Origin of the sequence: Litorilinea aerophila, assembly GCF_006569185.2 — a bacterium.
Classification (GTDB): Bacteria; Chloroflexota; Anaerolineae; order Caldilineales; family Caldilineaceae; genus Litorilinea; species Litorilinea aerophila.
Window position 1 is genome coordinate 28,519 of record NZ_VIGC02000011.1, and the last position, 24,202, is coordinate 52,720.

Here is a 24,202-nt window from a genome sequence, read left to right on the forward strand (position 1 = left end):
TCAGCTCCTGCTTACCGACAGCGCTCCTGCTCACAGATGATAGAGCTGGCGGGCATTCTCGTACATCACGGCCCGGCGCAGCTCCCGGGGGAAGCCGGCCAGGAAGGTGCTGGGCTCGTCCCAGTCCCAGTGGGGATAGTCGCTGGCGAAAACCAGGGTCTCATCGGCCCATATCCAGTCCAACAGCCGGGCCAGGTCGTCCCGGGTGGGTGTGTTGGGCATGGGCTGGGAGCCGAAGCGGATGTGCTCCCGCAGGTATTCGCTGGGCAACTTCTTCACCCAGGGCGTGTAGTCCCGCACGCTCTTCCAGTCCCCGTCCATGTGCCACATGAGCCCGGGCACCCAGAAAAAGTCATGCTCGATGAAGAGGAAGTGAAAGTCGGGAAACTTCTCGAAGACCCCTTCGCAGATGAGGCTGACGGTGTGGGCCATGGCGATCTGGGGGCGGGCCATGCGCATCTCCAGGTAGTAGGATGGGTAGCCGGCGGCGGTGGGTGGTGCGGCGATGCCGGCCCCCTCCGCCCCGAAGTGGACGCACAGGGGTAGTCCATGGCGTTCACACGCCGCGTAGATGGGATGGTAGAAGCGGTTGCCAAAGGGGAGGCGCGCGCCGGCAGGCATCATCACCTGGACGAACTCCGGCCTGGGTGCCAGCCGCTCGATCTCGGCCACCGCCTGCTCCGGGTCCGTGGGTGCGATGTGGATGGAGGCCCGGAAGCGGGGATCCTTGGAGACCCAGTGATCCAGGGTCCAATCGTTGAAGGCCCGACAGTAGGCCGCGGCGTAGTCCACGTCCGGATGGACGGCGGCGGCGTAGGGGCCGCCGGTAAGGATGGCGATGTCGATCTGGTAGCGGTCCAGATGTTTTTCGATGCAGACCTCCGGCACGGTGGCCGGGTTGACGTCGGCGTCTACCCAGAGGTCGTGGCGGGCACCGTGGCCGGGCATGTTGGTGTAGCCCAGGCCGGGCATCATGGTGCCGAAGTCCTGGATGTATTCCACATAATGGCGGGGGAGGTAGGGGAAGAGCACTGACACGTCGTCAAACTGATGGTGGACATCACAGTCGATGATGGGGATACGCTCTGCCGCCGTGGAATCGGTGGCAACTTCCGCCGCGATGGCGGGGGAGTCGGCTGCTGTAGCCATGGTTGACCTCCTTGGTTCGTTTGAGGGGAGCGATCCTTCGACAACCGTCAACGGGCACTGCGGAGGCCGGGCAATCCTTCCAGGCTCTCGTGGTTGTAGCGGCGCTGGTAGGCCCGCACCCCCTCCTCGCCCAGCTGCTCACCAAAGCGTACCAGGGCCTCCCGTTGCCCCTGGTACGCGTACAGGGGAACGCCGGTACCACACGAATCGGCAATGCGGGTCACATCCACCCGAATGATGGCGCGCACGCCGGCATAGGGGGGAAAGTGACCGCGCAGGCTTTCAAAATCCGGGTCACCGGGCTCAAGGACGGTGCCCCGGCCGTGGAGGCGCAGGATCTTTGGGGGCCCTTCCAGCGCGCAAAACATGATGACGATGCGGCCATTTTCCCGCAGGTGGGCCACGGTCTGAATGCCGCTGCCGGTCAGGTCCAGGTACGCCACGGTGTGGGGATCGAGGATGGCGAAGGTATCCAGCCCTTTGGGCGAGCAGTTCACCAGGCCGTCCTCCGCCAGGGCGGCGGTGGCTACAAAAAAAATGTGCTGGCCGCGGATCCATTCGGCCAACCTGTCGTCGATCTCGGGATAGACTTTTCCCATGGCCTGCTCCTTGGAGAGGGGTAGATGAAGATGGGTGTGGTGCGCGGGATCTATTTTACCAGCTTTTCGGTGGCCGTCGAAGTGGGGCGGCCTCCGCAGCGCAACAGCAAACAGCGTCAGCGAGGAGCGACCCTGAATGGACGTTGCGGCCCGCTGTCGCCGTCGGGACAGGCCCCTGTGCCTGTCCGTGATGTGGTATCATAAAGCGATCCCCCGTCAAAAACCACAGATTACAGAAGACACAAGAAAACCACTCTAGAAAAGGACACAACGTGGAACCCATCCAGGTACTCGCCTTTGCCGGCAGTCTGCGCCAACACTCCTACAACCGGGCCCTTCTGCGGGCAGCGGTGGAGCTGGCGCCCGCCCAGATGCAGATCCACATTTTTGACCTGTCCCCGCTCCCTCTCTACAATGCGGATGTGGAGGCCGCGGGAACACCGCCGGCGGTCCGAACGTTCCAACGGCAGATCGCCGCAGCCGACGCCCTGCTCATCGCCACGCCGGAGTACAACTACTCCGTCTCCGGCGTGCTCAAAAACGCGCTGGACTGGGCCTCTCGACGCCTCTCCGCCGAAGAACTGCCGGCCCTGAACGGAAAGCCCGCGGCCATCCTGGGTGCGGGCGGACGCTTCGGCACGGTGCGTGCCCAGGCCCATCTGCGGTACATCCTCCTGCACAACGATGTCAAAGTGCTCAACAAGCCAGAGCTGATGATCCCCCGGGCCAGCCAGTTCTTTGACGAGGAAGGGCGCCTGGTGGATGAAGAGCTGCGCGAGCGGCTCCGGGATCTCCTGGACGCCCTGTACGAGTGGACGCTTCTCTTCCGCCATCGATGATGGCGCTTTGCTGAACAGCTTTGCAGGACGCTGATACTGCCCAAGGCAGCACGCGAGAAGGCCGTGAGCCGGTTTCACATCTCCCTGTTGGGCCCCCTGGGGCTCCGACTGGATGACAGCACCGAGATTCATCTGACCGCGCCCCAAAGCCAGGCTTTGTTGGCCTACCTGGCCGCGCCGGACGGGCGGGCAGGCTATGGTCGGGAGCAGCTGGCTGAGCTCTTCTGGCCGGAACAGCCCGCCCGCACCGGCCGCCAAAACCTGCGCCAGGCCCTGGCCCGCCTGCAACGGGCTCTGAAGTGGCCACCCGCACCCAAAGGGGACCTGCCGCCCCTCCTCCAGGTCAGCCGCCAGCACATCCGGCTCCACCCGGAACTGGCCATCCAGACAGACCTGGAGATCTTCCTCGCGGCCGTGGCCACCGCCCAGGAGCATGACCATCCTGAGATAGCTTCCTGTCCCGACTGCGTCCGACGCCTCTCCCATGGAGTCAACCTGGTTCAGGGGGAGTTCCTGGCCGGGCTGCCGTCCATCAGTCCCCCGTTTGACGCCTGGGTCATGACATGGCGCGAGCGGCTGAACCAGCACCTGGCCTGGGCCCTCGGCTGCCTGACACGCCACGCCCTGGAGCGGGGCAACTACGATGCCGCCAGCCTCTACGCCCGGCGGCATCTGGCCCTGGTCCCCCTGGACGAAGAGGCATGTCGTCGGGCCATGATCGCCCTGGCCCGGTTGGGCAGGCCCCAGGAGGCCGCGGTCTGCTATCAGGCCCTGGCCCAGGCGCTCCAGGAGGCGGTGCAGGCGCCGCCATCCCAGGAAACCACGGCCCTCTACCGCCAGATCTGCGGCCAGGCCACCGGCGCAACCGACAGCCGTCCACCCCCCACGGTGACCGGCCTGCCCGTCCAACACACCCCCTTCGTGGGCCGCCGCCAGGAACTGGCTGCGCTGGACGCCTGGCGCGACCGGGGCCGGCCGGGCCTGTTGACCCTGTACGGGCCAGGCGGCATGGGCAAGACCCGCCTGGCAGTAGAGTGGGCCGGCCGGGCCGCGGCCCGCTTTGCCGACGGCGTGTGCTTCATCAGCCTGGCCACGGTGGACACGCCCGACCGGGTCCTCTCGGCCATCGCCGCCGGCCTGGGCCTGGCCTTCCAACTGGCGGGCAACGAACCGGAAGGACACCTCCGCCAGGTTCTGGCCACCCTGCGGGAACGAGAGCTCCTGCTCGTCCTGGACAACTTCGAACATCTCCTGCCCGCCCGGGATCTGCTCGCCCGCCTGCTGGCCGGCACCGAGGGAGTCTGGCTCCTGGTTACCTCCCGCACCACCCTGGAGCTGGCAGGGGAAGAGAAGCTGGAGATCCGGGGGCTCCACCGGCCGCCCCCGCCGCCCCATCGTCTCCACCAGCCCCCGGTCAATCCTGACGCGTACGATGCCCTCCAGCTCTTCGGACGCTGCGCCCGTCGCATTCAGCCGGCCTTCCACTGGCACGCCCAGACCCTGGCTGCCGCCAGCCAGATTTGCCAGTTGGTGGGAGGGCTGCCCCTGGCCATCGAACTGGCCGCAGCCACCGTGCGGGAACGGGATGTGACGGCCCTGGCAGCGGAGCTGTCCCACAACCTGGACATCCTGGCCACCGACATGCCGGACGTCCCCCCGCGCCACCGGAGCCTGCGGGCCATCTTTGCCAGCTCCTGGGCCATCCTTTCCCACGGGGAACGGCGGGCCTTCACCCGGCTGGCCATCTTCCCTGGCATCATCGACCGGGAAGCCGCCCAGGCTGTGGCCGGCGTGGACGAAGCCATGCTGGAGCGCCTGGCTGCACACTCTTTCCTGCGCCGAACCCGGCCAGGGCGCTACGAGATCCACGCCATCCTCCGCCAATACGGCCTGGAACAACAGACAACTCGACCGGTCCTGCGCCGGCGCACGGCGGAACGGTTCTGCCGCTACTTCGCCGAACGCCTGGCCACCCACACCCCCGACCTCTTCAGCAGCCGCATTCGCCAGGCCCGGGATGCCGTCCAGGCCGATCTGGCCAACCTGCGCCAGGCGTGGCAACTCTGCCTGGCCCACGGCTGGCCCGCGTTCCTGGGCCGCTATATCCCCGGTCTGAGCCGTTTCTACACCATCGCCGGGTTGAGCCATGAGGGAGAGCAGCTCTTCCAGCAGGCCATCCAACAGCTTCAGACCGAGCCGGCCCGCGGTGGGCATCCAGGGCTTCTGGGGCAACTGCTCACCGCCCAGGCCGGCTGCGCCCTGAATCTGGGCGCCTTCGACCGGTGCATCGCCCAGGCCCAGGCGGCCTACGACCTGTGGCTGGCCGGGCACCGCTGGCCGGGCGGCGCTGCCGAGGCCCTCCTGTACTGGGGCCGCGCCCTCTGGCGGCTGGGGCAGCCAGCAGAGGCCCGGCAACGGCTGGAAGAGGGCCTGACCCTGGCCCAGGAGCACGGCCAGCGCCAACAGGAAGCCGAAATCTGGCTGGCCCTGGGTGACATTCCCCTGCTGCGGGGCGAGGAGACGGGCGCACACAGTGCCCATGCCTGCTTCAGCCAGGCCCTGGCCCTCTTCCAGGAGACGGGCGACTGGTATGGCGCCAGCTCGGCCCTGAACAGCCTGGGCTTCCGGGCCGCCGTCCAGGGCGACTATGAGACGGCGGGCCATTATTTTGAACGGGCCCTGGAGCTGTACCGGCAGATCGACAACCGCCTGGGGCAGAGCACCGTCCTGAACAACCTGGGCAACCTGTACGCCCTGCGGGGAGATTACGACCGGGCCAATGCCTGCCTGCAGGAGGTGGTTGCCACAGCCCGGTCCACCGGCAACCCCATCGGCGAAGTAAACGCCCTGGTCAACCTGGGCACCAACGCGTTGGATCAGGAAGATGACCAGCGGGCGGCCAACCTTTTCTGCCAGGCCCTGGAGATCGCCCAGCAAATCGGCTATCGTCGGGGCCTGGGGGCCATCTACAACAATCTGAGCGCCATTGCCCTGCGGCGGGGAGCCCTGGCCACCGCCCGCCACTACGCGGAACTCTCCCTGGCGGAAGCCCAGGCGACCGACGACCGCTACTTTGAGTGGCAACGGCTCAACGTCTTGGGAAACCTGGCCCGCCTCCAGAGGCAGTGGGCGGCGGCCGAGGCCTACCTGCAGGCGGCCCAGACCATCACCCAGGCATTGCCGGCCGCCGCGGCCCAGGCGACCCTCTCCCTCTCGTGGGGGCTGCTGGCTGAAAGCCGGGGCGATTTGGAGCGGGCCCGAACTGCCCTGCGGGCCGCCCTGACCCAGGGCCAGGACAATCAGGAGGTGGCCGTCCAGGCGCTCTTGGGACTGTCCCGGCTGGCCCTGGGCCGGGGGAAGGCCAGGATCGCCATCCAACTGGCTCAGCAGGCCCTGGAGATGGCCCGGACCCTGGCCGATGGCCAGCAGGTGGCCGCCTGCCTGACCCATCTGGGCCGGGCCTACGAAGCTGGGGAAGAAGGGCCGGCAGCCCAGGCAGCTTTTGAGGAAGCCCTTTCCCTGCGCCGGACGTTGCAGCAACCCCACCTGGCCCTGGAGCCCCTGGCCGGCATCGCCCGGCACCACCTGCACATGGGGGAGACGACGGCGGCTCTGACCTGCGCCGAGGAGATCTGGGCCCAGCTTCAAGTCCTGCCGCCGGAATGCACCTGGGACCCAGATGCCATCTACGTCACCTGCATCCAGGCCTTCCGCGCCCACGAGGATCCCCGGGCAGCGTACGTCCAGGACGCCTGGAAACAATGGCGAGCAGAGCGGGCGGCGGGGAAGATCTCTGCCGCCAGATCGCGAGGTTAACCGTATGACAGGCCTCCAAATCCTCAGCCTGGGGCCGTTCCAGATTTTGGATGGAGAGGAAGTGGTGGAGACCATCACCGCGCCCAAAGCCCGGGCCCTGCTGGCCTACCTGGCGGCCCGGCACCGCCAGCCCCACTCCCGGCAGGAGCTGGCCGCGCTCCTCTGGCCTGACCACCCGGAGCCCCAGGCCCGGCAGAACCTCCGCCAGATCCTCCACCGACTGCAGAAGTCCCTCCCCCCCACCGGAGATGACCTGCTCCTCGTGCGGTGGCAGACGGTCCAGCTCAACGCCCAGGCAGCGGCGCTGGTGGACGTGGCGACCTTCACCGACGAGCTGGCCGCCGTCCACAACCATGGCCATGACGACCCGGCCCGGTGTGCCCCCTGTTGCCGGCGCCTGGCTGCGGTGATCAGCCTGTACCGGGGGGACTTTTTGGCCGACCTGGATGCAGAGAGCCCGGCCTTTGACGACTGGGTGCAACTGGAGCGTTCCTGGCTGCGCGGCCAGGCCCAATGGGCACTGGACGTGCTGGTGCGCCATGCCCGGTCAGAAGGGGACTTTGAATCCGTCGCGGCCCTGGCCCGTCAGCTGCTGGCCATCGACCCCCTGCTGGAGGAGGCCCACCGCCAGCTCATGGAAGCCCTGGCCCATCTGGGGCAGCGGGCCCAGGCCCTGGCCCACTTCAGCAACGCACGCCGCCTGTTCCAGGAAGAGCTGGGGATGGAGCCCGGTGCGGAGACCTTTGCCCTGGTGGAGGCCATCCGGGCGGATGCCATCGGCCGGGGGGCGGCGTCGGCCTCTACCGGCCCGGCACCCGAACTCACCGGGCTGGGGAATCAGCTTCCCCTGTCCCGCACTCCATTTGTGGGCCGTGCCAGGGAGCTGGGCCAGGCGGAGGAGTGGCTGGCCGATCCCCACTGCCACCTGGTAACCCTGGTAGGCACAGATGGGGTCGGGAAGTCCAGGCTGGCGCTGCAACTGGCCCGCCGACGGGCACTGGCCTACCCCCACGGTGTCCGCTGCGTGTCCCTGGCCGGGGTCACGACGCCGGCCATGTTCCGCTACGCCCTGGCGGCAGCCCTGCCGTTGCCCGGTGCTCCCCTGGAAGCCCGGGCAGACGGGCAGCGACTCCTGGCCCATCTCCAGGCCCATCGCATGCTCCTGATCCTGGACCAGTACCAGGCGCCCTGGCCTGGCCTGGAGCTGGTGGTGGAGCTGCTCCAGACGGCTCCGGGGCTCCAGTTCCTGATCACCGCGCCCCAGCCCTTGAAGCTCCGGGCCGAATGGCTGGTGGATGTCCAGGGGTTGCCTGGCGGCGCCCCCGTGTCCGGCGAGCGCCGGCACCTCTTCTTCCAGCTGCTGGCAGCCAGCCAGGAGCGTGGCTCCCCTGGTGCCCAGGCAGATCGGCTGGCGGAGCAGGTGGGCGAGCTCTGTCAGGGCAATCCCCTGGCCATGGAGCTGGCCGCCGGAGCCGCCTTCCGGCTGTCCCTGCCCCAACTCCAGGACGAACTGGTCCGCTGGCGGAAGGTGCACCCGGCCGATCCCGTGGCGGCGGCCTTTGAATGTGCCTGGGCCAGCCTGGATGGGGAGCGACGGCGACGGCTGATGGCCCTGGCCGTCTTTCCGGGGGGCTTTACGCCGGCCGCGGCCTCGACCGTGGCCCAGGCCAGGCCCGAGGATCTGCGCCTCCTGGTGAAGACGATGCTGGCTCACCCCGTAGGCCGCATGCTCCCGAGCGGCCCACTCCGCCTGGCCTTCCATGATCGGGTATGGCGTCTCCTGGCAGAAAAGCTGGCCGCCCATCCAGAGGCCTGGGAGCAGGCCCATCGACGCCTGTGCCGCTTCTTGACCCGGCAGATGAGCCTTTTGGGCGGCGTCCTCTCCTCCGGGGCACCCGGCAAGGCTCCGGCGTCCCTGGCCGCCGAATGGCTCAACCTCTGCCATGCCCGGGATTGGGCCCATCGCCACTGGCCGGACGGGCCGGCCAGCCCTCTCCTGGATCAGCTCTCCTGGCTGCCGCGCAACGATTAAGAAAAGAAGAAACTACCCATTCTATAGATCACTATCTTTGCACTTTATTTTCAGCCACAGATTGCACAGATAACACGGATTACACAGACAACGCCGCATGGGGCGAGTACGCATCTGAGGATGCGCACTCCTCGAAAGGAGCACCACCGCCACGCGGAGTCGGCATCCTCAGATGCCGACCCAGTCGCTGCGCAGCCGTTGCCGTCCCTGCACCTGTCCGGATTGGGTGCAACACGTGCGTAGGGCGGGTCTCTGGCCCGCCGTGGGTGGCTGGTTCGACCGCGACAGCGGGCGGGCACGGCGGCCCGCCCCTACGGGAACGGGCGCCCTTCCGGGCACCACCGTGCGGCCGGAGACCGCACCTACGAGAGGAGCCGCCATCCGCGCAGATCGGACGCCACGGATATGGGGAGCGGCTGTGAAATCGATGGGGCGGATCTGCAAAGATAATGTATAGATGACTCCCCTGCAACGCAAGGGCGCAAAGGCGCAAAGAAACGCAGGAGAGAGTAACCCGAATCAGCGTTCATCTGCGTGGGTCAGCGTCCTCATTTGACCTTTGTGCAGTAGAGCCATGGATGAAACCCGGATGGCCTGTCGCCCCAAAATGACAGAAATTTGTAAGAACTTTCCTGTTTCTGTTCTGTTAAACTAAACTACGGGCGGTATTTCTGTCATCGGACTTCTCACGGCGGCCATTCCAGAAATGCTGTCCCCTCTTTCGTTCTTCCCGGGTCAGCCGCCATATGAAGATGCAGCGCGCCTGTTCCGTGGCCCAGGCACAGCCCGGCCGGCAGCAGATCCTACCAGCGCCCTCTGCAACGACATCCTTCCACCCAATGTGCTGATCCCCATCATTCTTGAAGGAGTCCGATATAGAGTCCACAAATTGAGCAGGTGTCCGCAAGTTTTCTTATCTCGCGGGGGAATCTGGTCGTTACCCCTTTTTCAATAAAGTTATCAGCGATGGATGTTAGGAGACAAGTGAGATCCACATGACAAAGCCCAACAGATTTATCGCCCCGGTCTGCGCATGGGCATTTGGCCTGGGTCTGCTCATGGCCCTGGTTACCGGGCTGACTGTGACCCTATCACCCCAACGGGTGACGGCCGCGCCGCTCCCAGTGCCCCATTTTGTCCCCACTCTGCTCTCGACCACGCCAGACGCTAATGCCCGCCACGTCCCCAGGAACACGGCCGTTTCGGCCAGCTTCCAGGAAGCCATGAACCCATCCTCGGTGACGCCCAGCACCTTTGTGGTCCACGGCAGCCAGAGCGGCCTCATCGCGGGCACGTATGCTGTCAGCGGAGATGGCCAGACGGTCAGCCTGACCCCAGCAGCCAGCCTGTTCCCGGGCGAACGGGTGGATGCCATCCTCACCACCGGGCTCGCCAACACCAGCGGCGAACCCCTGGACGCGCCCCATGTCTGGCAGTTCTGGGCCCAGGCGGGCATCGCCACCGGCATTTACGGCTTCAGTGGCCAGCCCCTGGGCGCAGCCAACCAGCAGAGCTACGCAGTGGCAGCAGGCGACCTCAACCAGGATGGCTTTCCCGACCTGGTGGTGGGCAACGCCAAGGCCGGCGGCCACAACACCATCTACCTTAACGATGGCACGGGCTCCTTCGGCACCATCAGCCAGACCCTGCCCACCCTGGACTCCACCCGCAGCGTCCTGCTGGTCGATATGGACATGGACGGCGACCTGGACCTGGTGGTAGGCAACCACGGCAAGCAAAATTACATCTACCTCAACAACGGCAACGGCACCTTTGCCACCCCCGGCCTGCCCTTTGGCCCCGATAACGACACCACCTACTCGCTGGCGGCCGGTGACCTGGACGGCAACGGAACCATCGACCTGGTGGTGGGCAATGTCATCACCTCGCCCATGGGCATCTACTTCAACAACGGCAACGCCACCTTCTCCAGCCAGAGCTACACCCTGCCTGTAGAAGGCCAGGTGTGGAGTGTGGCCCTGGGGGATGTGGATGGCGACGGCGACCTGGACCTGGCCGTGGGCAACTATAGCAACCCCAACCAGATCTTCCTCAACGACGGCCACGGCAACTTTATCCAGCCCGGCATCAACCTGCGGGACGCGACCGACCTGACCCACCGCCTGGTCCTGGGGGATGTGGACGGCGACGGCGACCTGGATGCCGTGACAGCCAACGCCGGTCTGAACTACGTCTACTACAACAACGGCGACGGCACCTTCAGCGCCAACCGCCACCCTTTCGGGGTGAGCTATGACAACAGCATGGGGCTTGCCCTGGGGGATGTGGACGGCGACGGCGACCTGGATGTGGTGGTGGCCAACGACGTGGGCGCAGCCAAGAATCCGGGCGAAAGCGGCAACGTGGTTTACCTGAACGATGGCGACGGCACCTTTGATACCACCGCCTACCTCTTCGGCGGCGTGAGTGACCGCAGCCAGGCGGTCGCTCTGGCCGACTTCGACGGCGACGGCGACCTGGATCTGGCGGCCGTCAACGCGGCCATGGCCGGCGAAAATCCCGTTCCCCAGCAGAGCGCGGTCTACTTCAACGCCAACGCCTCCGATCCGGCCATCACCTTCAGCATGCAACCCACGTCGACCGTCCCCGGCGGCACCGTGCGCTATTTCCTGCGCTTCCAGAACCAGGGACAGGCTGCCTCGCACCAGGTGATCATCACCATCACCCTGCCCGCCCAGGTCACCATCACCAACATCGAAACCAGCGGCGCGCCCGTCACCATGAGCGGATCTGGCCAGATCCGGGTCTTCCAGGCGGGCTCCCTGGCCGCCCAGGCATCCGGCCAGATCACGGTAACCGGTACGCTGGTGACCGGCCTGGCGCCGAACACCCAGTTCTCCGCGACGGCCAGTATCACCGGCAGCGGTGACGGCTATCTGCTGAACAACAATGCCAGTGCAGTAGGACAGGTACTCAACGGTCCACCCAACGCGGTGGATGATTCCTTTACCATTCCGGAGGATTCCCCCAATACCGCCCTCTCGGTGCTGGCCAATGATTCAGATCCCAACGGCGATCCCCTCTCCATCTACGCAGTAGGGATCCCTGATCACGGCGGCGTGGTGAACTTCAATGCCAGCACCATCACCTATCGACCGGCAGCCAACTTCGCTGGGACGGAAGTCTTCACCTACACGGCCCGGGATGGACGGGGCGGCTATGGCACGGCCAACGTCATCGTCACCGTCACCCCTGTCAACGACCCGCCCGACGCCCGCAACGACAGCGCCACCGTGGATGAAGACAGCGGCGACACCTTCATCGATGTGCTGGCCAACGACACCAGCGCGCCGGACACGGGCGAAACCCTCACCGTGATCGCGGTGGGCACGCCCAGCCGGGGCGGCACGGTCAGCTTCACACCGGGCGGTGTCACCTATCGACCGGCGCCGAACTACAACGGAGTCGAGACTTTCACCTACACCATCAGCGACGGCAACGGCGGCACCGACTCCGCCCAGGTTACCGTCACCGTCAACCCGGTCAACGACCCGCCCGACGCCCGGGACGACACCGCCACAGTGGACGAGGATAGCCAGGACAACCTGATCAACGTTCTTCAAAACGACCGCATCACGCCGGATGTCGATGAGATTCTGACAGTCATCGCAGTGGGCACCCCCAGCCAGGGCGGCACCGCCACCCTCACCGGCGGCCAGGTCCGCTACACGCCGGCGCCCAACTTCTTCGGCATCGAGACCTTCACCTACACCATCAGCGACGGCAATGGCGGCACCGACTCCGCCCAGGTCACCGTCACCGTCAACCCTGTCAACGACCCGCCCGACGCGCGGGACGATACCGCCACAGTGGACGAGGACAGCCAAAACAACCTGATCAACGTCCTGGCCAACGACACCAGCGCGCCGGACACGGGCGAGACCCTGACCGTCACTGCGGTGGGCACCCCCAGCCAGGGCGGCACCGCCACCCTCACCGGCGGCCAGGTCCGCTACACGCCGGCGCCCAACTTCTTCGGCATCGAGACCTTCACCTACACCATCAGCGACGGCAACGGCGGCACCGACTCCGCCCAGGTTTCCGTCACCGTCAACCCCGTCAACGACCCGCCCGACGCCCGGGACGACACCGCCACGGTGCTGCAGAATGCCGGCGCCACCCCCATCAACGTCCTGGCCAATGACACCTACCTGCCAGACGCGCCGGAGACCCTGACCATCGTGGGCGTGGGCGTCGCCAGCGCCGGGGGCAGCGTCAGCTTCAGCGTGGATCAGGTGTTCTACACGCCCCCGCCCAACTTCATCGGCACCGATACCTTCGCCTACACCATCAGCGACGGCAACGGCGGCACCGACTCCGCCCAGGTCACCGTCACCGTGACGCCCTCCTCGAACCCGCCCGCCAACCACCCGCCCGCGGCCCGGGACGACGTGGCTACGGTTAGCAAGAATAGCCACAGCAACCGCCTGGATGTGCTGGCCAACGACAGCACCGAGCCAGATACGGGCGAACAGCTCTCCATTATCGCTGTCAACGACCTGAGCGCGGGCGGCACAGTCACCTTCACCGCACGCTATGTGTTCTACACACCGAAGACAGATTTTACCGGCGTAGAAACTTTCGCGTACACGGTGGACGACGGCAGAGGCGGCACCGATTGGGCGGTAGTGACTGTCACGGTCACCGGCACCACGGGGTCACCCGGTAATCCGCCCGGCGATCCGTCTCCTGGCGACCCGCCCGGCACCGGTAACCGGGCGCCAGTGGCGGTCAACGATAACTACTCCACCGTGCAGGGGCAGACGTTGACCGTCAGCGCGGCAGAAGGGGTGCTGCAGAACGACCAGGATGAGGATGGTGACACCCTCACGGCGGAACTGGTAGCCGACGTGGTCCAGGGTACCCTGTCCCTCCAACCAGATGGCTCCTTCGTCTACACCGCGCCGGCCACCTTCTCCGGCACCACGACCTTCAGCTACCGGGCCTACGACGGCCAGGCCTATTCCGGGGCCGCAACCGTCGTCATCTCGGTCCAGGCCGAAAGCAGTGGCAACCTGGAGTTGGATAAACAGATCTTCCTGCCCGTCATCCAACGGGCGACAGAATGAGAAAAAGGGGTAGGGCGAAAGATCTTTCGCCCTACCCCGATTGACCCTGGGTGGATGCAGGGGCGGCGACGGCGGCGCAGCTGCGAGCTGCGCCTACGAGGACGGGTTCCGATTTCCGTAGGTGCGGTTTCGAACCGCAAGCTGTCGCCAGCCCCGGGCGGATGCAGGGAGGGCGACGGTGGCGCAGCTGCGAGCTGCGCCTACGAAGACGGGTTCCGATTTCCGTAGGTGCGGTTTCGAACCGCAAGCTGTCGCCAGCCCCGGGCGGATGCAGGGGCGGCGACGGTGTCCCGTACAGGCGGGTGAATCCGTGGATCCGTCGTGGTGTACCTCACCAGAGGAGCGACTTCTCGGTCTGGGGATCGAAGAACTGGACCCGCTCGCCGTCCAGGACAACGTAGACCGACTCGCCCATTTGCAGATCCATGGAAGGATCCACCAGGACATGAAGCTCTGCCCCATCGAAGCGCACGGTGACCAGGTCGTCCCGCCCCAGGGGCTCCACCACGTAGACTTCGGCCTGGAACGCGCCGGGCATGGCCGTCCGACTCACGGTGATGTCCTCGGGGCGGATGCCCAGGATTACCTCGCCCCGGCCCGCGGCCTTGGCGCCACGGGAGGGTGTCACCGTGGCATCAAAACCGGGCCGCCGGGCATGATAGGTCCCCTCCTCCTGGACCACGGTCACATCCAGGAAGTTCATGGGCGGGTTCCCCACAAAGCCGGCGATGAATAGGGTTCTCGGCTGGTCGTAGAGCTCGTCGGGCGAGCAGTAGGCCTGGAGGATGCCGTTTTGGATGACGGCGATGCGGTCGGCCATGGTCATGGCCTCCACCTGGTCGTGGGTGACGTAGATGGAGGTGATGCCCAGCTCCAGCTGCAGGCGTTTAATCTCGGCCCGCATGCTCAGACGCAGGCGTGCATCCAGGTTGCTCAAAGGCTCATCGAAGAGCAGCAGGTCTGGCTCCTTGGCCAGGGCCCGCCCCAGGGCCACCCGCTGCTGTTGCCCCCCCGAAAGCTGGCCGGGCCGGCGATCCAGCAGGTGGCCGATGCCCATCATATCCGCCACCTGGCGAGCCCGCTGGTCCATCATCTGTTTGGGCACCTTTTTCAGCTTCATGGGGAAGACGATGTTTTCGTACACCGTCATGTGGGGGTAGAGGGCATAGCTCTGGAAGACCATGCCGATGTTGCGGTCTTTGGGCTGGACGTGATTCATCACCCGGTCGCCGAAACGGATAGCGCCTGAGGTGGGCTTGTAGATGCCCGCAGTCATGAGCAGGGTGGTGGTCTTGCCGCAGCCCGAAGGGCCCAACAGGGCCACAAACTCGCCGTCTTTGATTTCCATGGAGATGTTGTCCACTGCCACCACATCCCCGAAGCGTTTGGTCAGATTTTCAAAGGTTACATTCATCTTACGTGCCACCTTTTGTGCCACCGCCGAAGATATTCAGCAGATATTCCTGGGTAAAGATGAAGAAAATCAGCACCGGGATGAGCTGAAAGAGGCCCACCGCGGCCACGGTGCTGTAGTTGACCGGCGCGGTGTCGCTGATCAGCCCCCGCAGATACGGGGCGATGGTGCTCTGGTCCTGGGTCGTGAGGAAGGTGTAGGGAATCAGGAAGGCATTCCAGCCGGAGATAAACGAGAAGATGGAGAGGGCCGCAATGCCCGGCCGGATCAGGGGCATCACAATCTGCCACCAGACCCGAAAGCGGGAACAGCCATCGATGAGGGCAGCCCGCTCCACGTCCCAGGAGATCTGGTCGAAGAACCCTTTCATCAGCCACACGCCCAGGGGCAGCTCCAGGGCCACGCTGACCAGGATCACACCGCCCAGGGTGTTGTAGCCGAAGCCGCCGATGAGGGGCAGCCCCCGCCCCAGCACGGGTATCCCCGCGATCCAGCGCAGCACAAAATAGATGGCGATGAGCAGGGTCACGCTGGGGAAGGCGTGGAGCACCAGGGTCGTGGCCAGAAATGCCCGACGGCCTGGGAAGCTGATGCGGGAAAGGGCGTAGCCGGCCAGGGAAGAGACCAACACCACGCCCACGGTCAGCCCCAGGGCCAACACGAAGGTGTTGACCACCAGCCGCCAGATGATGGGATCCTCCCACAGGAACGACCAGTTGCGCAGGGTCAGGCCGCCGAACTGGCCGTCCGCATCCACGGGGATCAGCCCGTGGGTGCGCTGGGCAAAGGTAGAGACGAAGACCCAGATGTAGCCGATGACGATGGGAATGGTCAGGATGGCCAGGACCGCCAGCGGAAAGATCACCCGCCAACGGCTGCCCGCCCCCATGGTATCGTTCATGGATCGCTCCTCGATTTCAGCTAAGTCGCCATGCCGGGACCTCAAAGGGCCTCGATCTTCGGCTCCTGAACCAGCTCGTTGAATTGGAAATAGCGCATGTAGATAATGGCCAGGACGATGCCCACCGCCACCAACACGGTGGCCAGGGCGGCCCCAAAGCCCCACTGGAAATTGCCCCAGTAGTTGTTCAGCGCCCGGTGATACGCCCACAGGGACCAGACCTCGGTATTGAACTGGCCGTCGGTCAACAGCAGGATGTACTCAAAGGAAGTAAGCAGGGACAGGGTCTGGTAGGTGGTGACGAAGAGCAGCGGCCAGCGGATCATGGGCAGGATCACGTAACGGATGCGCTGGAGCAGGGAACAGCCATCCACCAGGGCCGCGATCAGGTAATCTCGAGGGATGGATTCAATGGCCGAGGTGAAGATGATCATGCCGAAGGAAGCACCGATGAAGCCGTTGGTCATCACCACGAAGAGCCAGGGCTGGGCCGGGATCCAGTTGGTGGGCTCCACGCCCAAGGGCTCCAGCAGGTGGGTGTTCAAAATGCCGTAGGGCGCGTCGGCTGCGATGTATTTCCACATCATGATGTAGACCACCGACGGCGTGATGCGAGGCAGCAGCCAGAGGGCCCGGAAGAAGAAGCCAGCCCGGCGTGGAATGTGGACGCTCAGCAGGGCCACCACCAGCGCCATGCCAATGTTGAAGAGACTCAGGGTCAGCACCACATACTTGGCCGTGTTCCACAGGATGGGACCGGACTGGGGGTTATTGGCAATGCGCCGGTAATTTTCCAGCCCGATCCACTTCCAATTCTGGAAACCTGTGGCTGAACTCAGATCCGTGGCCGACAGACCCACAGTAATCAACACCGGAACAAAAAAGAATACGATCACCAACAGGGTAGCCGGCGCCATGAAGAGCAGCGGGCCGATGGCCCGGCGCAGGGTATCGCCCCAACTCTCCCGTACCTGCAGCGCCGCCGGCTGGACCGTCCCTTCTGTGGTGGCAGTCGTCATGATGAAAACGCCTCCGTGGCTACGAGCGTGGTATTACGAGCGTGGTATGTAGTGCGCAGTGCGTGGTGCGTAGTGCGTGAACGGATGAACGTACCACGCACTATGCACCACGCAAGGGCCCCAATGTCTATTGGACGATGTCTATTGGACGATCAAAAACCTACTCGACGAGCACCTACTCAACGATCAAATAGTCGCCAAGCTCCGCCTGCAGCTGCTGGACAGCCTGGCTGGCCGCATCGGCCGGCGAAAGCTCGCCGTTCTCCGCCCGCACCATGAAGTCCCACAGGATGTCGAAGTACGGCCCATACATCACATGGTTGGGCTGGTAGAAGTTGTAGTCCAGCATGTACAGGGTATCAGAGAGCAGCCGGTCGTTGGCATACTCTGGATAGTCCGCCTGGGATTTGAGGATGCCCAGGTGGGTGCTTTCCACCGCGTGGAGGGTGTTGATCTCCGGCGTGGTGGTCTTGGCCAGGAGCGCACAGGCGGCAGCCTGGTTGTTGCGGCCGGACGCCTGGGGCGAGGTGATCATGTAGACCAGGGGATGGCTGAGGGTCGAGCCGGGCCGACCGGGGATGCCCGAAGGCTGCAGGGCGTAGCCGGCGAAGCTGAAGAGGAAGTCCTGCCCGCCCTTGTCCGCCACGTAGTTGGTGGCCCAGTCCGCCCACTGCCAGATGCCGCCGTTCCAGAAGAGCACCTCGCCGGCAGAGACGGTGCTGTGCCAGATGCTCCACTCGGTGCCGATGAAGTTCTCCGGGGTAATACCCTCTTCCACCACCCGGCGCTGGAAGGCATACCACTGCTCCAGCGCGTCCTGGGTCACCACCAGCTTGTCCGCCTCGGCATCGTACAGGCGGCCACCATAGGCGTGGTAGTACTGGAGGAAGTCGCCACCCTTGCTGGGCCGATGCCAGTAGCCGTAGCCCGGCTCCACCACGCCGGCGTCGACGGCCTGCTTGGCGGTGACGATCAGATCATCCAGGGTGAATTCGCCGTTCTTGATGCGCTCGGGCAGGCTGTTGATCTCCTCCTCGGACCAACCCAGCTCGGCCAGCTTGGTCTTGTTGTAGTACATGGGCCGGGCTTCTGTGTCCTGGGGAACGCCCCAGATCTTCCCCTGCCACGTTACCGAATCCCACAGGCTGTCGATCACATCATCGAACTCGGGATAGCTCTCCCGACACTCGGTGAACTCGATGATGTAGCCCGCATTGGCCCACACCGGCACATCCTCATGGCCAGAGAGGACAATATCGGGCGCTTCGCCGGCATCCGCAGCCAGGGTGAACTTCTTCTTGTAGTCGCCCCAGCCCGAATCATCGTTGACCGGGTTGACGGTGATCTCAAAGTCGGTCACCATCTCGGCGGCCTTGGCCGGCCCGTCGGCCCGCCAGTGCTCCACGTTGTTGGCCTGGGCCCAGACGGTGATCTCCACCGGGCCAGAGGCCTCGGCCGGCGCCGCCTCCTGGCCCGAGGAAGCCGGCGCGCCAGGTTGGGCCGGCGCCGGGCAGGCCGCCAGGACCAGCGCCAGAAGCGCAAGGATCATCCCAAGGGCAACCTGTTTCATCACGGTTCGCTGTGGCATTGGACTTTCTCCTTTTCTTCTTGCAGCTCGCTGAAAAACTGGATGTGAATTGATTGGGTACCATCTTAACAATGATGGTTAAGACAACGGCTGGGGGAAAAGGCCAGGTACAGGCAACGGCGTAAAGCGGCCCCACAGGCAACAGCCGGGGACAGCCAGGCAGCGCACACGATTGTGCACCCTTCACCGAAGGGAAAGCCCCACCGCTCAATCAAAGCACGCTGCCGAATCCTATCACGGATGGTTCAGGAGATGGCCAGAGCCCACTTGGGCAACCGTTGGATATGCCATTTTATCCCATCCGATGTTAGAATGGAAGGGTAAATTGAGATCATTAAGACAGGTGCGATGTTTTTGTTAACATTCGTGTTAACGGCTGTGGCAGCAGCCCTGTCCCCATCGCCCCTGTCCCCTTTTCAGGAGAAGCTGGGCAGCAAGCACCATGCAAGTTCGAATCGAAGTGCGGATGCCGCACACCGCGGCAGCCCGGGAGATCGTGCGCCAGGCCGCCACGCTGGGAATCCGCGGCCTGACGGCGTGCAACCTCTCCCGGCTCTACTTTCTGTCCCACCACCCGGGCACAGAGTCACTCCAACGGCTCTGTGCCCTTCTGTTGGTAGACCCAGTCACGGAACAGGCCCACTGGCAGATCTTCGACGGCGCACCGCCGCCGGCCGAGAGCCCCCACGCCGTCATCGAGGTGGCCCCCCGGCCGGGCGTCACCGATGTGGAAGCTCGGGAGCTGGTCCGGGGGATGGCCGAACTGGGCCTGCCAACCTGCGAAGTGGCCACGGCCATGCGCTATGAGCTGGTAGGGGACTTGAGCCAGGCCGACCTGCACCGCCTGGCCCGCCAGCTCCTCTGTAATGAAACGGTGGAACATTATTGTCTGGGCCCTATTATACCCCAATTTGGCGTGGCTGCACAGGCCGGCGATCAGGTGGAAACGGTGCCCATCCGCACCCTGACCGACCCGGAACTGCTCGCCCTCAGCCGGGATCGACTCCTCTCCCTGGATGTGGATGAGATGCGCGCGATCCAGGCGTTCTACGTGGCCCAGGATCGGGATCCCACCGATGTGGAGCTGGAAACCCTGGCCCAGACCTGGTCCGAGCACTGCGTCCACAAGACCTTCCGCGCCTGCATCGACTTCACCTGGCTGGACGAGGCAGGCCAGGTCAAGGCGCAGGAGACCATCGACGGTCTCCTGCGCACTTACATTCGCGCGGCCACCGAGGCCATTGCACCGCCCTGGCTCCACTCCGCCTTTGTGGACAACGCCGGCATCATCGCCTTCGACGACACCCATGACCTGGCCTTCAAGGTCGAAACCCACAACCACCCCTCCGCGCTGGAGCCCTTCGGCGGCGCCAACACCGGCGTGGGCGGCGTGGTGCGGGACATCCTGGGCGTCTCCGCCCGGCCCATCGCCACCACCGATGTCCTCTGCTTCGGCCCCCAGGATCTGCCCCACGAGGAGCTGCCCGAGGGGGTTCTCCATCCCCGGCGCATTGCCGACGGCGTGGTGGCCGGCATCGGCGACTACGGCAACAAACTGGGCCTGCCCACAGCCAGCGGCGCCGTCCTCTACGACCCGGGCTACCTGGGCAACCCCCTGGTCTTCTGCGGCTGCGCTGGCCTGCTGCCCCGGGGCAGCCATCCCACCGCCCCCCAACCCGGCGACCTGGTGGTGGTGTTGGGCGGACGAACCGGCCGGGATGGCCTCCACGGCGCCACTTTTTCCTCCGCCGAACTCACCCACGAGACGGGCGAAATCGCCGGCAGCGCGGTTCAAATCGGCGACCCCATCACCGAAAAGGGCCTCATCGAGGTGGTGGAACGGGCCCGGGATCAGCAGCTTTACCACGCCATCACCGACTGCGGCGCCGGCGGCCTCTCCTCGGCCGTAGGCGAGATGGGGGAAACCCTGGGGGTGGAGGTGGAGCTCACCCGCGTGCCCCTCAAATACCCTGGCCTGGTCCCCTGGGAGATCTGGCTCTCCGAGGCCCAGGAGCGCATGGTCATGGCCGTGCCGCCGGACCGGCTGAAGGCCCTCCAGGCCCTGGCCGAGCAGTGGGATGTGGAGCTCAGCGTCCTGGGACGCTTCCGAGACGACGGCCAGCTGCGGGTGTACCACGACGGCCGGGTGGTGGCCGACCTGCCCATGGCCTTCCTGCACGAAGGGCTGCCCCGGCGCCACATGCGCGCGGTCTACCAGGATCCGGCCCCGGCCGAGGAGGCGCTCCCGGATCGCCCGGCGGGTGAGCTGCTGCTGGCCCTGCTGGCCCACCCCACTGTGGCCAGCAAGGAGGCCATCATCCGCCGCTACGACCACGAGGTGCGGGGCGGCACCCTGGTGCGTCCGTGCACCGGCCCCGAGCTGGACGGCCCCACGGATGCCGCGGTGCTCAAACCCCTGGGCACCTGGCATCACAGCCGCGCCTTCGCCCTCAGCGCGGGCATCAACCCGCTCCTGGGCCGACGGGACCCCTACGCCATGGCCGTCAGCGCGGTGGATGAGGCCGTGCGCAATGCGGTGGCCGTGGGCGCGGACCCGGACTACATCGCCATCCTGGACAACTTCTGCTGGGGCAACCCCACCCTGCCGGACCGGCTGGGCGGGCTGGTGCGGGCCTGCCAGGGCTGCTACGACGCCGCCCTGGCCTACCGTGCGCCCTTCATCTCGGGCAAGGACAGCCTGTACAACGAATTCAACGGCCAGCCCATCCCCGGCACTCTGCTCATCTCGGCCATCGCCCTGGTACCGGACATGCACCACACCGTCACGTCGGACCTGAAGGCACCTGGCAACCGGCTCTACCTGGTGGGAGAAACCCGGCCGGAGCTGGGCGGTTCCCTGCTCTATGCCCTGCTGGGCCAGGAAGGGGGCACGCCGCCGGGCCTGCTGGCGGATCCGTTGCCCCGCTACCGGGCCCTGCACCGGGCCATCCGCCAGGGGCTGGTGCAGGCCTGCCACGATTTGAGCGAAGGCGGCCTGGCCGTGGCCCTGGCCGAGATGGCCATCGCCGGTCGGCTGGGCGCCGCCATCACCCTGCCCACGGACGACCTTGCCGACAGCGGGTGGCTCTTCAGCGAGAGCAACGGCCGCCTGCTGGTGGAGGTGGCCCCCGAAGATGTGGACGCCTTTGAGGCTCACTTCCAGGGCCTGCCCCTGATCCCCCTGGGCGACGTCACCTCGGCCGGGCGGCTCAGGGTCCAGCGGGGAAATCGCACCCTGATCGACCTGGAGCTCGATACCCTGGTGTCCACGTGGAAAGGCAGCCTGAGCTAGACGTTGTAAAATTCAGGAAGGAATTGTTCGCATCAGCGTTCATCTGCGTAGGCCAGCGTCCTATTTGACCCTTTTGTAGTAGAGCCATATGTAGGCCATATATAGATGGGTAAGACCACTCAGGAGGAATCTTAACCGGTGGTGAAACAAAGTGGAGCATCCAAGATGAGGGAAATCATTTTTCTAGTGCAGGATTCCCCAGAAGGTGGATATGAAGCGCGCGCTCTAGGAGAATCGATCTTTACTGAAGCAGACACGCTGGAAGAGCTACGAGCTATGGTACGAGATGCAGTAGCATGTCACTTCGATGAAAGCGAGCGTCCACAACTGATTCGGCTACATTTCGTCCGTGAAGAGGTTCTTCCTGCATGAGGCTACCGAGAGATCTGAGTGGAGACGAGCTGGTACTTCGACTCGAAAAATTCGGATATCACATCACCCGCCAAAGAGGCAGTCATATTCGCCTCTCTCGAGTTACCCATGAAGGAACTCATCACCTTACCATTCCGCGCCATAATCCGCTGCGGGTTGGAACTTTGAATGGGATATTAAATGATGTAGCCTCTCACCTGGGCATGAGCAAAGACGAATTACTCGCACAATTGTTCCAATCATGAAACCGTCCATTCTGATCCTGCACGCCTCGGGTACCAACCGGGACCAGGAAGCCGCCCGGGCCTGTGAGCTGGCCGGTGGGGCACCCGAGATCGTCCACATCAACCAGTTGCGCCGGGGGGAGCGACGCTTCCAGGACTACCAGATCCTGCTGCTGCCCGGTGGCTTCTCCTACGGCGATGCCCTGGGCGCAGGTACCCGCCTGGCCCTGGATCTCCACGTCTATTTCCACGACGAACTCCATGCCTTTGTGGAGAGCGGCAAACCGGTGCTGGGCATCTGCAACGGCTTTCAGGCCCTGGTCAAGGCCGGCCTGCTGCCCGGTCCCCTGGACGGCACCGGCAATGGCGACATGGCCACCCGGCCGGCTACCCTCACCGAGAACGCCCGCGGCCACTTCGAATGTCGCTGGGTCCACCTGGCCGTCAACCCCCAGGCCCGGGCCGGCTGGCTCGCCGCCCTGGATGAGCTCATCTTCTGCCCGGTGGCCCACGGCGAGGGAAATTTCCAGGTCAAGGATGAAGCTACCCTGGCCGCCCTGGAGGCCGAAGGACTGGTGGCCTTCCGCTATGTGGACCAGGGGGGCCAACCGGCCGGGGGACAATACCCCCTCAACCCCAACGGCTCCGTGGCCGACATAGCGGGCATCTGCAACCGGGCCGGCAACGTGGTCGGCCTGATGCCCCATCCGGAAGATCACCTGCTGCCTATCCAGAACCCCCTGGGCAGCCCCGGCCGCAGTGGCCTGGCCCTCTTTCAGGCCCTGGTGGCCAGCGTCCAATAGAGCAAGGGAATCGAGCCCATGGCCTTTCCAGAGAAATCACAACCGGCTGGCATCGTGACTGAGGAATTTCTGGCTCATCACCTGGATCATGCCCTGGCCCAGGTGGAGATCCCGGGGCTGGACGCCCCCGAGCGGGGCAAAGTGCGGGATATCTTCCGCCACGACGACCGGCTGATCCTGGTCACCACCGACCGGCTTTCAGCCTTTGACCGCATCCTGGGCCTGGTGCCCTTCAAGGGCCAGGTCCTCAATCAGCTCTCGGCCTTCTGGTTCGAGCAGACAGCGGATCTCATCAGCAATCACCTGCTGGCGGTACCCGACCCCAACGTGTCCGTGGTCCGCCGCTGTGAGCCCCTGCCGGTAGAGGTGGTGGTGCGGGGGTACATCACCGGCGTCACCCAGACGGCCCTCTGGTACCGCTACAGCCAGGGCGAGCGCACCATCTACGGCATCGACTTCCCCGAAGGGCTGCGAAAGAACGATCCCCTGCCGGAGCCCATCATCACGCCCACCACCAAAGCCCGGGACGGCGGCCACGACGAGCGCATCACGTCCGCCGAAGTGGTGGAGCGGGGCCTGGTGGACGAGGAAAGTTGGTCCCAGATCTGCCAGGCGGCGGTGGCCATTTTCCGGCGAGGCCAGGAGATCGCCCGCCGGGGCGGCCTGATCCTGGTGGATACCAAGTACGAGTTTGGCCGCACGCCCGACGGCCAGATCGTGCTGATCGACGAGGTCCACACGCCCGATTCCAGCCGCTTCTGGCTGGCCGAGAGCTATGCGGACCGCCACGCCGCGGGACAAGAGCCAGAAAATTTCGACAAGGAGTTCATCCGCCTCTACTACGCCGAGCGGGGCTACCGGGGCGACGGCGAGCCTTTTCCCATGCCCCCGGAGCTGGCCGTCCAGGCAGCTCGACGCTACATCCAGGTCTACGAGATGCTCACTGGCACACGTTTCATGCCGGGCGAACTGCCAGCCCCGGCGCGTATTGTCCGCAACGTCCAGGCGTGGCTGGCGGCCTCTACAGGGTGAACGCGGAGCAGGCATCCTGCCCTGAAAAAGGA

15 protein-coding genes are annotated in these 24,202 nt (G+C 65.2%); 9 read left to right on the forward strand and 6 right to left on the reverse strand.

What is annotated here, in order from left to right; genetic code table 11:
• Window positions 1–30: 30 nt before the first annotated feature.
• Complete coding sequence (locus FKZ61_RS10165) at window positions 31–1,149, reverse strand: amidohydrolase family protein (protein WP_141610009.1); 1,119 nt, start codon at window positions 1,147–1,149, stop codon at window positions 31–33.
• A 47-nt stretch (window positions 1,150–1,196) separates the two neighbouring features.
• The gene (locus FKZ61_RS10170; protein ID WP_141610010.1) at window positions 1,197–1,748 is read right to left on the reverse strand and encodes a pyridoxamine 5'-phosphate oxidase family protein; all 552 of its coding nucleotides are present in this window, start codon (window positions 1,746–1,748) and stop codon (window positions 1,197–1,199) included.
• A 272-nt stretch (window positions 1,749–2,020) separates the two neighbouring features.
• On the opposite strand from FKZ61_RS10170, the gene FKZ61_RS10175 reads away from it, so the two are divergent.
• The 4 genes from FKZ61_RS10175 (at window position 2,021) to FKZ61_RS10190 (ending at window position 13,525) form a co-directional block, all read left to right on the forward strand.
• On the forward strand, window positions 2,021–2,587 hold the full coding sequence (locus FKZ61_RS10175) for an NADPH-dependent FMN reductase (RefSeq protein ID WP_211358506.1): 567 nt from the start codon (window positions 2,021–2,023) through the stop codon (window positions 2,585–2,587).
• A 63-nt stretch (window positions 2,588–2,650) separates the two neighbouring features.
• The gene (locus FKZ61_RS10180) at window positions 2,651–6,403 is read left to right on the forward strand and encodes a tetratricopeptide repeat protein (protein WP_141610011.1); all 3,753 of its coding nucleotides are present in this window, start codon (window positions 2,651–2,653) and stop codon (window positions 6,401–6,403) included.
• Between the two features lie 4 nt (window positions 6,404–6,407).
• Window positions 6,408–8,435, forward strand: a complete 2,028-nt coding sequence (locus FKZ61_RS10185) for an AfsR/SARP family transcriptional regulator (protein ID WP_170199530.1) — start codon at window positions 6,408–6,410, stop codon at window positions 8,433–8,435.
• Between the two features lie 995 nt (window positions 8,436–9,430).
• Window positions 9,431–13,525, forward strand: coding sequence for an Ig-like domain-containing protein (locus FKZ61_RS10190; RefSeq protein WP_141610013.1), 4,095 nt, complete (start codon window positions 9,431–9,433; stop codon window positions 13,523–13,525).
• A 331-nt stretch (window positions 13,526–13,856) separates the two neighbouring features.
• On the opposite strand, the gene FKZ61_RS10195 is transcribed toward FKZ61_RS10190, so the two are convergent.
• From FKZ61_RS10195 to FKZ61_RS10210, 4 genes are all read right to left on the reverse strand, one after another.
• A complete protein-coding gene (locus FKZ61_RS10195) occupies window positions 13,857–14,939 on the reverse strand; it encodes an ABC transporter ATP-binding protein (RefSeq protein WP_141610014.1) in 1,083 nt (360 codons plus the stop codon).
• A 1-nt stretch (window position 14,940) separates the two neighbouring features.
• The gene (locus FKZ61_RS10200; protein ID WP_211358507.1) at window positions 14,941–15,840 is read right to left on the reverse strand and encodes a carbohydrate ABC transporter permease; all 900 of its coding nucleotides are present in this window, start codon (window positions 15,838–15,840) and stop codon (window positions 14,941–14,943) included.
• Between the two features lie 41 nt (window positions 15,841–15,881).
• The gene (locus FKZ61_RS10205; protein ID WP_141610015.1) at window positions 15,882–16,859 is read right to left on the reverse strand and encodes a carbohydrate ABC transporter permease; all 978 of its coding nucleotides are present in this window, start codon (window positions 16,857–16,859) and stop codon (window positions 15,882–15,884) included.
• A gap of 175 nt (window positions 16,860–17,034) precedes the next feature.
• Window positions 17,035–18,447, reverse strand: a complete 1,413-nt coding sequence (locus FKZ61_RS10210) for a sugar ABC transporter substrate-binding protein (RefSeq protein ID WP_141610016.1) — start codon at window positions 18,445–18,447, stop codon at window positions 17,035–17,037.
• Between the two features lie 442 nt (window positions 18,448–18,889).
• On the opposite strand from FKZ61_RS10210, the gene purL reads away from it, so the two are divergent.
• The 5 genes from purL to FKZ61_RS10230 all read left to right on the forward strand — a co-directional run bounded on the left by purL (window position 18,890) and on the right by FKZ61_RS10230 (window position 24,170).
• The gene (gene purL, locus FKZ61_RS10215; RefSeq protein WP_141610017.1) at window positions 18,890–21,739 is read left to right on the forward strand and encodes a phosphoribosylformylglycinamidine synthase subunit PurL; all 2,850 of its coding nucleotides are present in this window, start codon (window positions 18,890–18,892) and stop codon (window positions 21,737–21,739) included.
• A gap of 165 nt (window positions 21,740–21,904) precedes the next feature.
• Window positions 21,905–22,111, forward strand: a complete 207-nt coding sequence (locus FKZ61_RS10220; RefSeq protein WP_141610018.1) for a 2-oxoisovalerate dehydrogenase — start codon at window positions 21,905–21,907, stop codon at window positions 22,109–22,111.
• Window positions 22,108–22,356 (forward strand): type II toxin-antitoxin system HicA family toxin, encoded by a 249-nt coding sequence (locus tag FKZ61_RS24465; protein ID WP_141610019.1) that lies wholly within the window; start codon window positions 22,108–22,110, stop codon window positions 22,354–22,356. Before FKZ61_RS10220 ends, FKZ61_RS24465 begins: the two co-directional genes overlap by 4 nt.
• The gene (gene purQ / locus FKZ61_RS10225) at window positions 22,353–23,138 is read left to right on the forward strand and encodes a phosphoribosylformylglycinamidine synthase I (RefSeq protein WP_141610020.1); all 786 of its coding nucleotides are present in this window, start codon (window positions 22,353–22,355) and stop codon (window positions 23,136–23,138) included. Before FKZ61_RS24465 ends, purQ begins: the two co-directional genes overlap by 4 nt.
• 18 nt (window positions 23,139–23,156) lie before the next feature.
• Entirely contained in the window at window positions 23,157–24,170 is a 1,014-nt protein-coding gene (locus FKZ61_RS10230; protein ID WP_141610021.1) for a phosphoribosylaminoimidazolesuccinocarboxamide synthase, read from the forward strand.
• The last annotated feature ends 32 nt before the right edge of the window (window positions 24,171–24,202 follow it).

Coding starts and splice junctions, on each gene's coding strand:
- FKZ61_RS10210 (WP_141610016.1), bottom strand. CDS start 18,447: ATGCCACAGCGAACCGTGATGAAACAGGTTGCCCTTGGGATGATCCTT.
- FKZ61_RS10220 (WP_141610018.1), top strand. CDS start 21,905: ATGAGGGAAATCATTTTTCTAGTGCAGGATTCCCCAGAAGGTGGATAT.
- FKZ61_RS10230 (WP_141610021.1), top strand. CDS start 23,157: ATGGCCTTTCCAGAGAAATCACAACCGGCTGGCATCGTGACTGAGGAA.
- FKZ61_RS10185 (WP_170199530.1), top strand. CDS start 6,408: ATGACAGGCCTCCAAATCCTCAGCCTGGGGCCGTTCCAGATTTTGGAT.
- FKZ61_RS10165 (WP_141610009.1), bottom strand. CDS start 1,149: ATGGCTACAGCAGCCGACTCCCCCGCCATCGCGGCGGAAGTTGCCACC.
- purQ (WP_141610020.1), top strand. CDS start 22,353: ATGAAACCGTCCATTCTGATCCTGCACGCCTCGGGTACCAACCGGGAC.
- FKZ61_RS10200 (WP_211358507.1), bottom strand. CDS start 15,840: ATGAACGATACCATGGGGGCGGGCAGCCGTTGGCGGGTGATCTTTCCG.
- FKZ61_RS10190 (WP_141610013.1), top strand. CDS start 9,431: ATGACAAAGCCCAACAGATTTATCGCCCCGGTCTGCGCATGGGCATTT.
- FKZ61_RS10205 (WP_141610015.1), bottom strand. CDS start 16,859: ATGACGACTGCCACCACAGAAGGGACGGTCCAGCCGGCGGCGCTGCAG.
- FKZ61_RS10195 (WP_141610014.1), bottom strand. CDS start 14,939: ATGAATGTAACCTTTGAAAATCTGACCAAACGCTTCGGGGATGTGGTG.
- purL (WP_141610017.1), top strand. CDS start 18,890: ATGCAAGTTCGAATCGAAGTGCGGATGCCGCACACCGCGGCAGCCCGG.
- FKZ61_RS10170 (WP_141610010.1), bottom strand. CDS start 1,748: ATGGGAAAAGTCTATCCCGAGATCGACGACAGGTTGGCCGAATGGATC.
- FKZ61_RS24465 (WP_141610019.1), top strand. CDS start 22,108: ATGAGGCTACCGAGAGATCTGAGTGGAGACGAGCTGGTACTTCGACTC.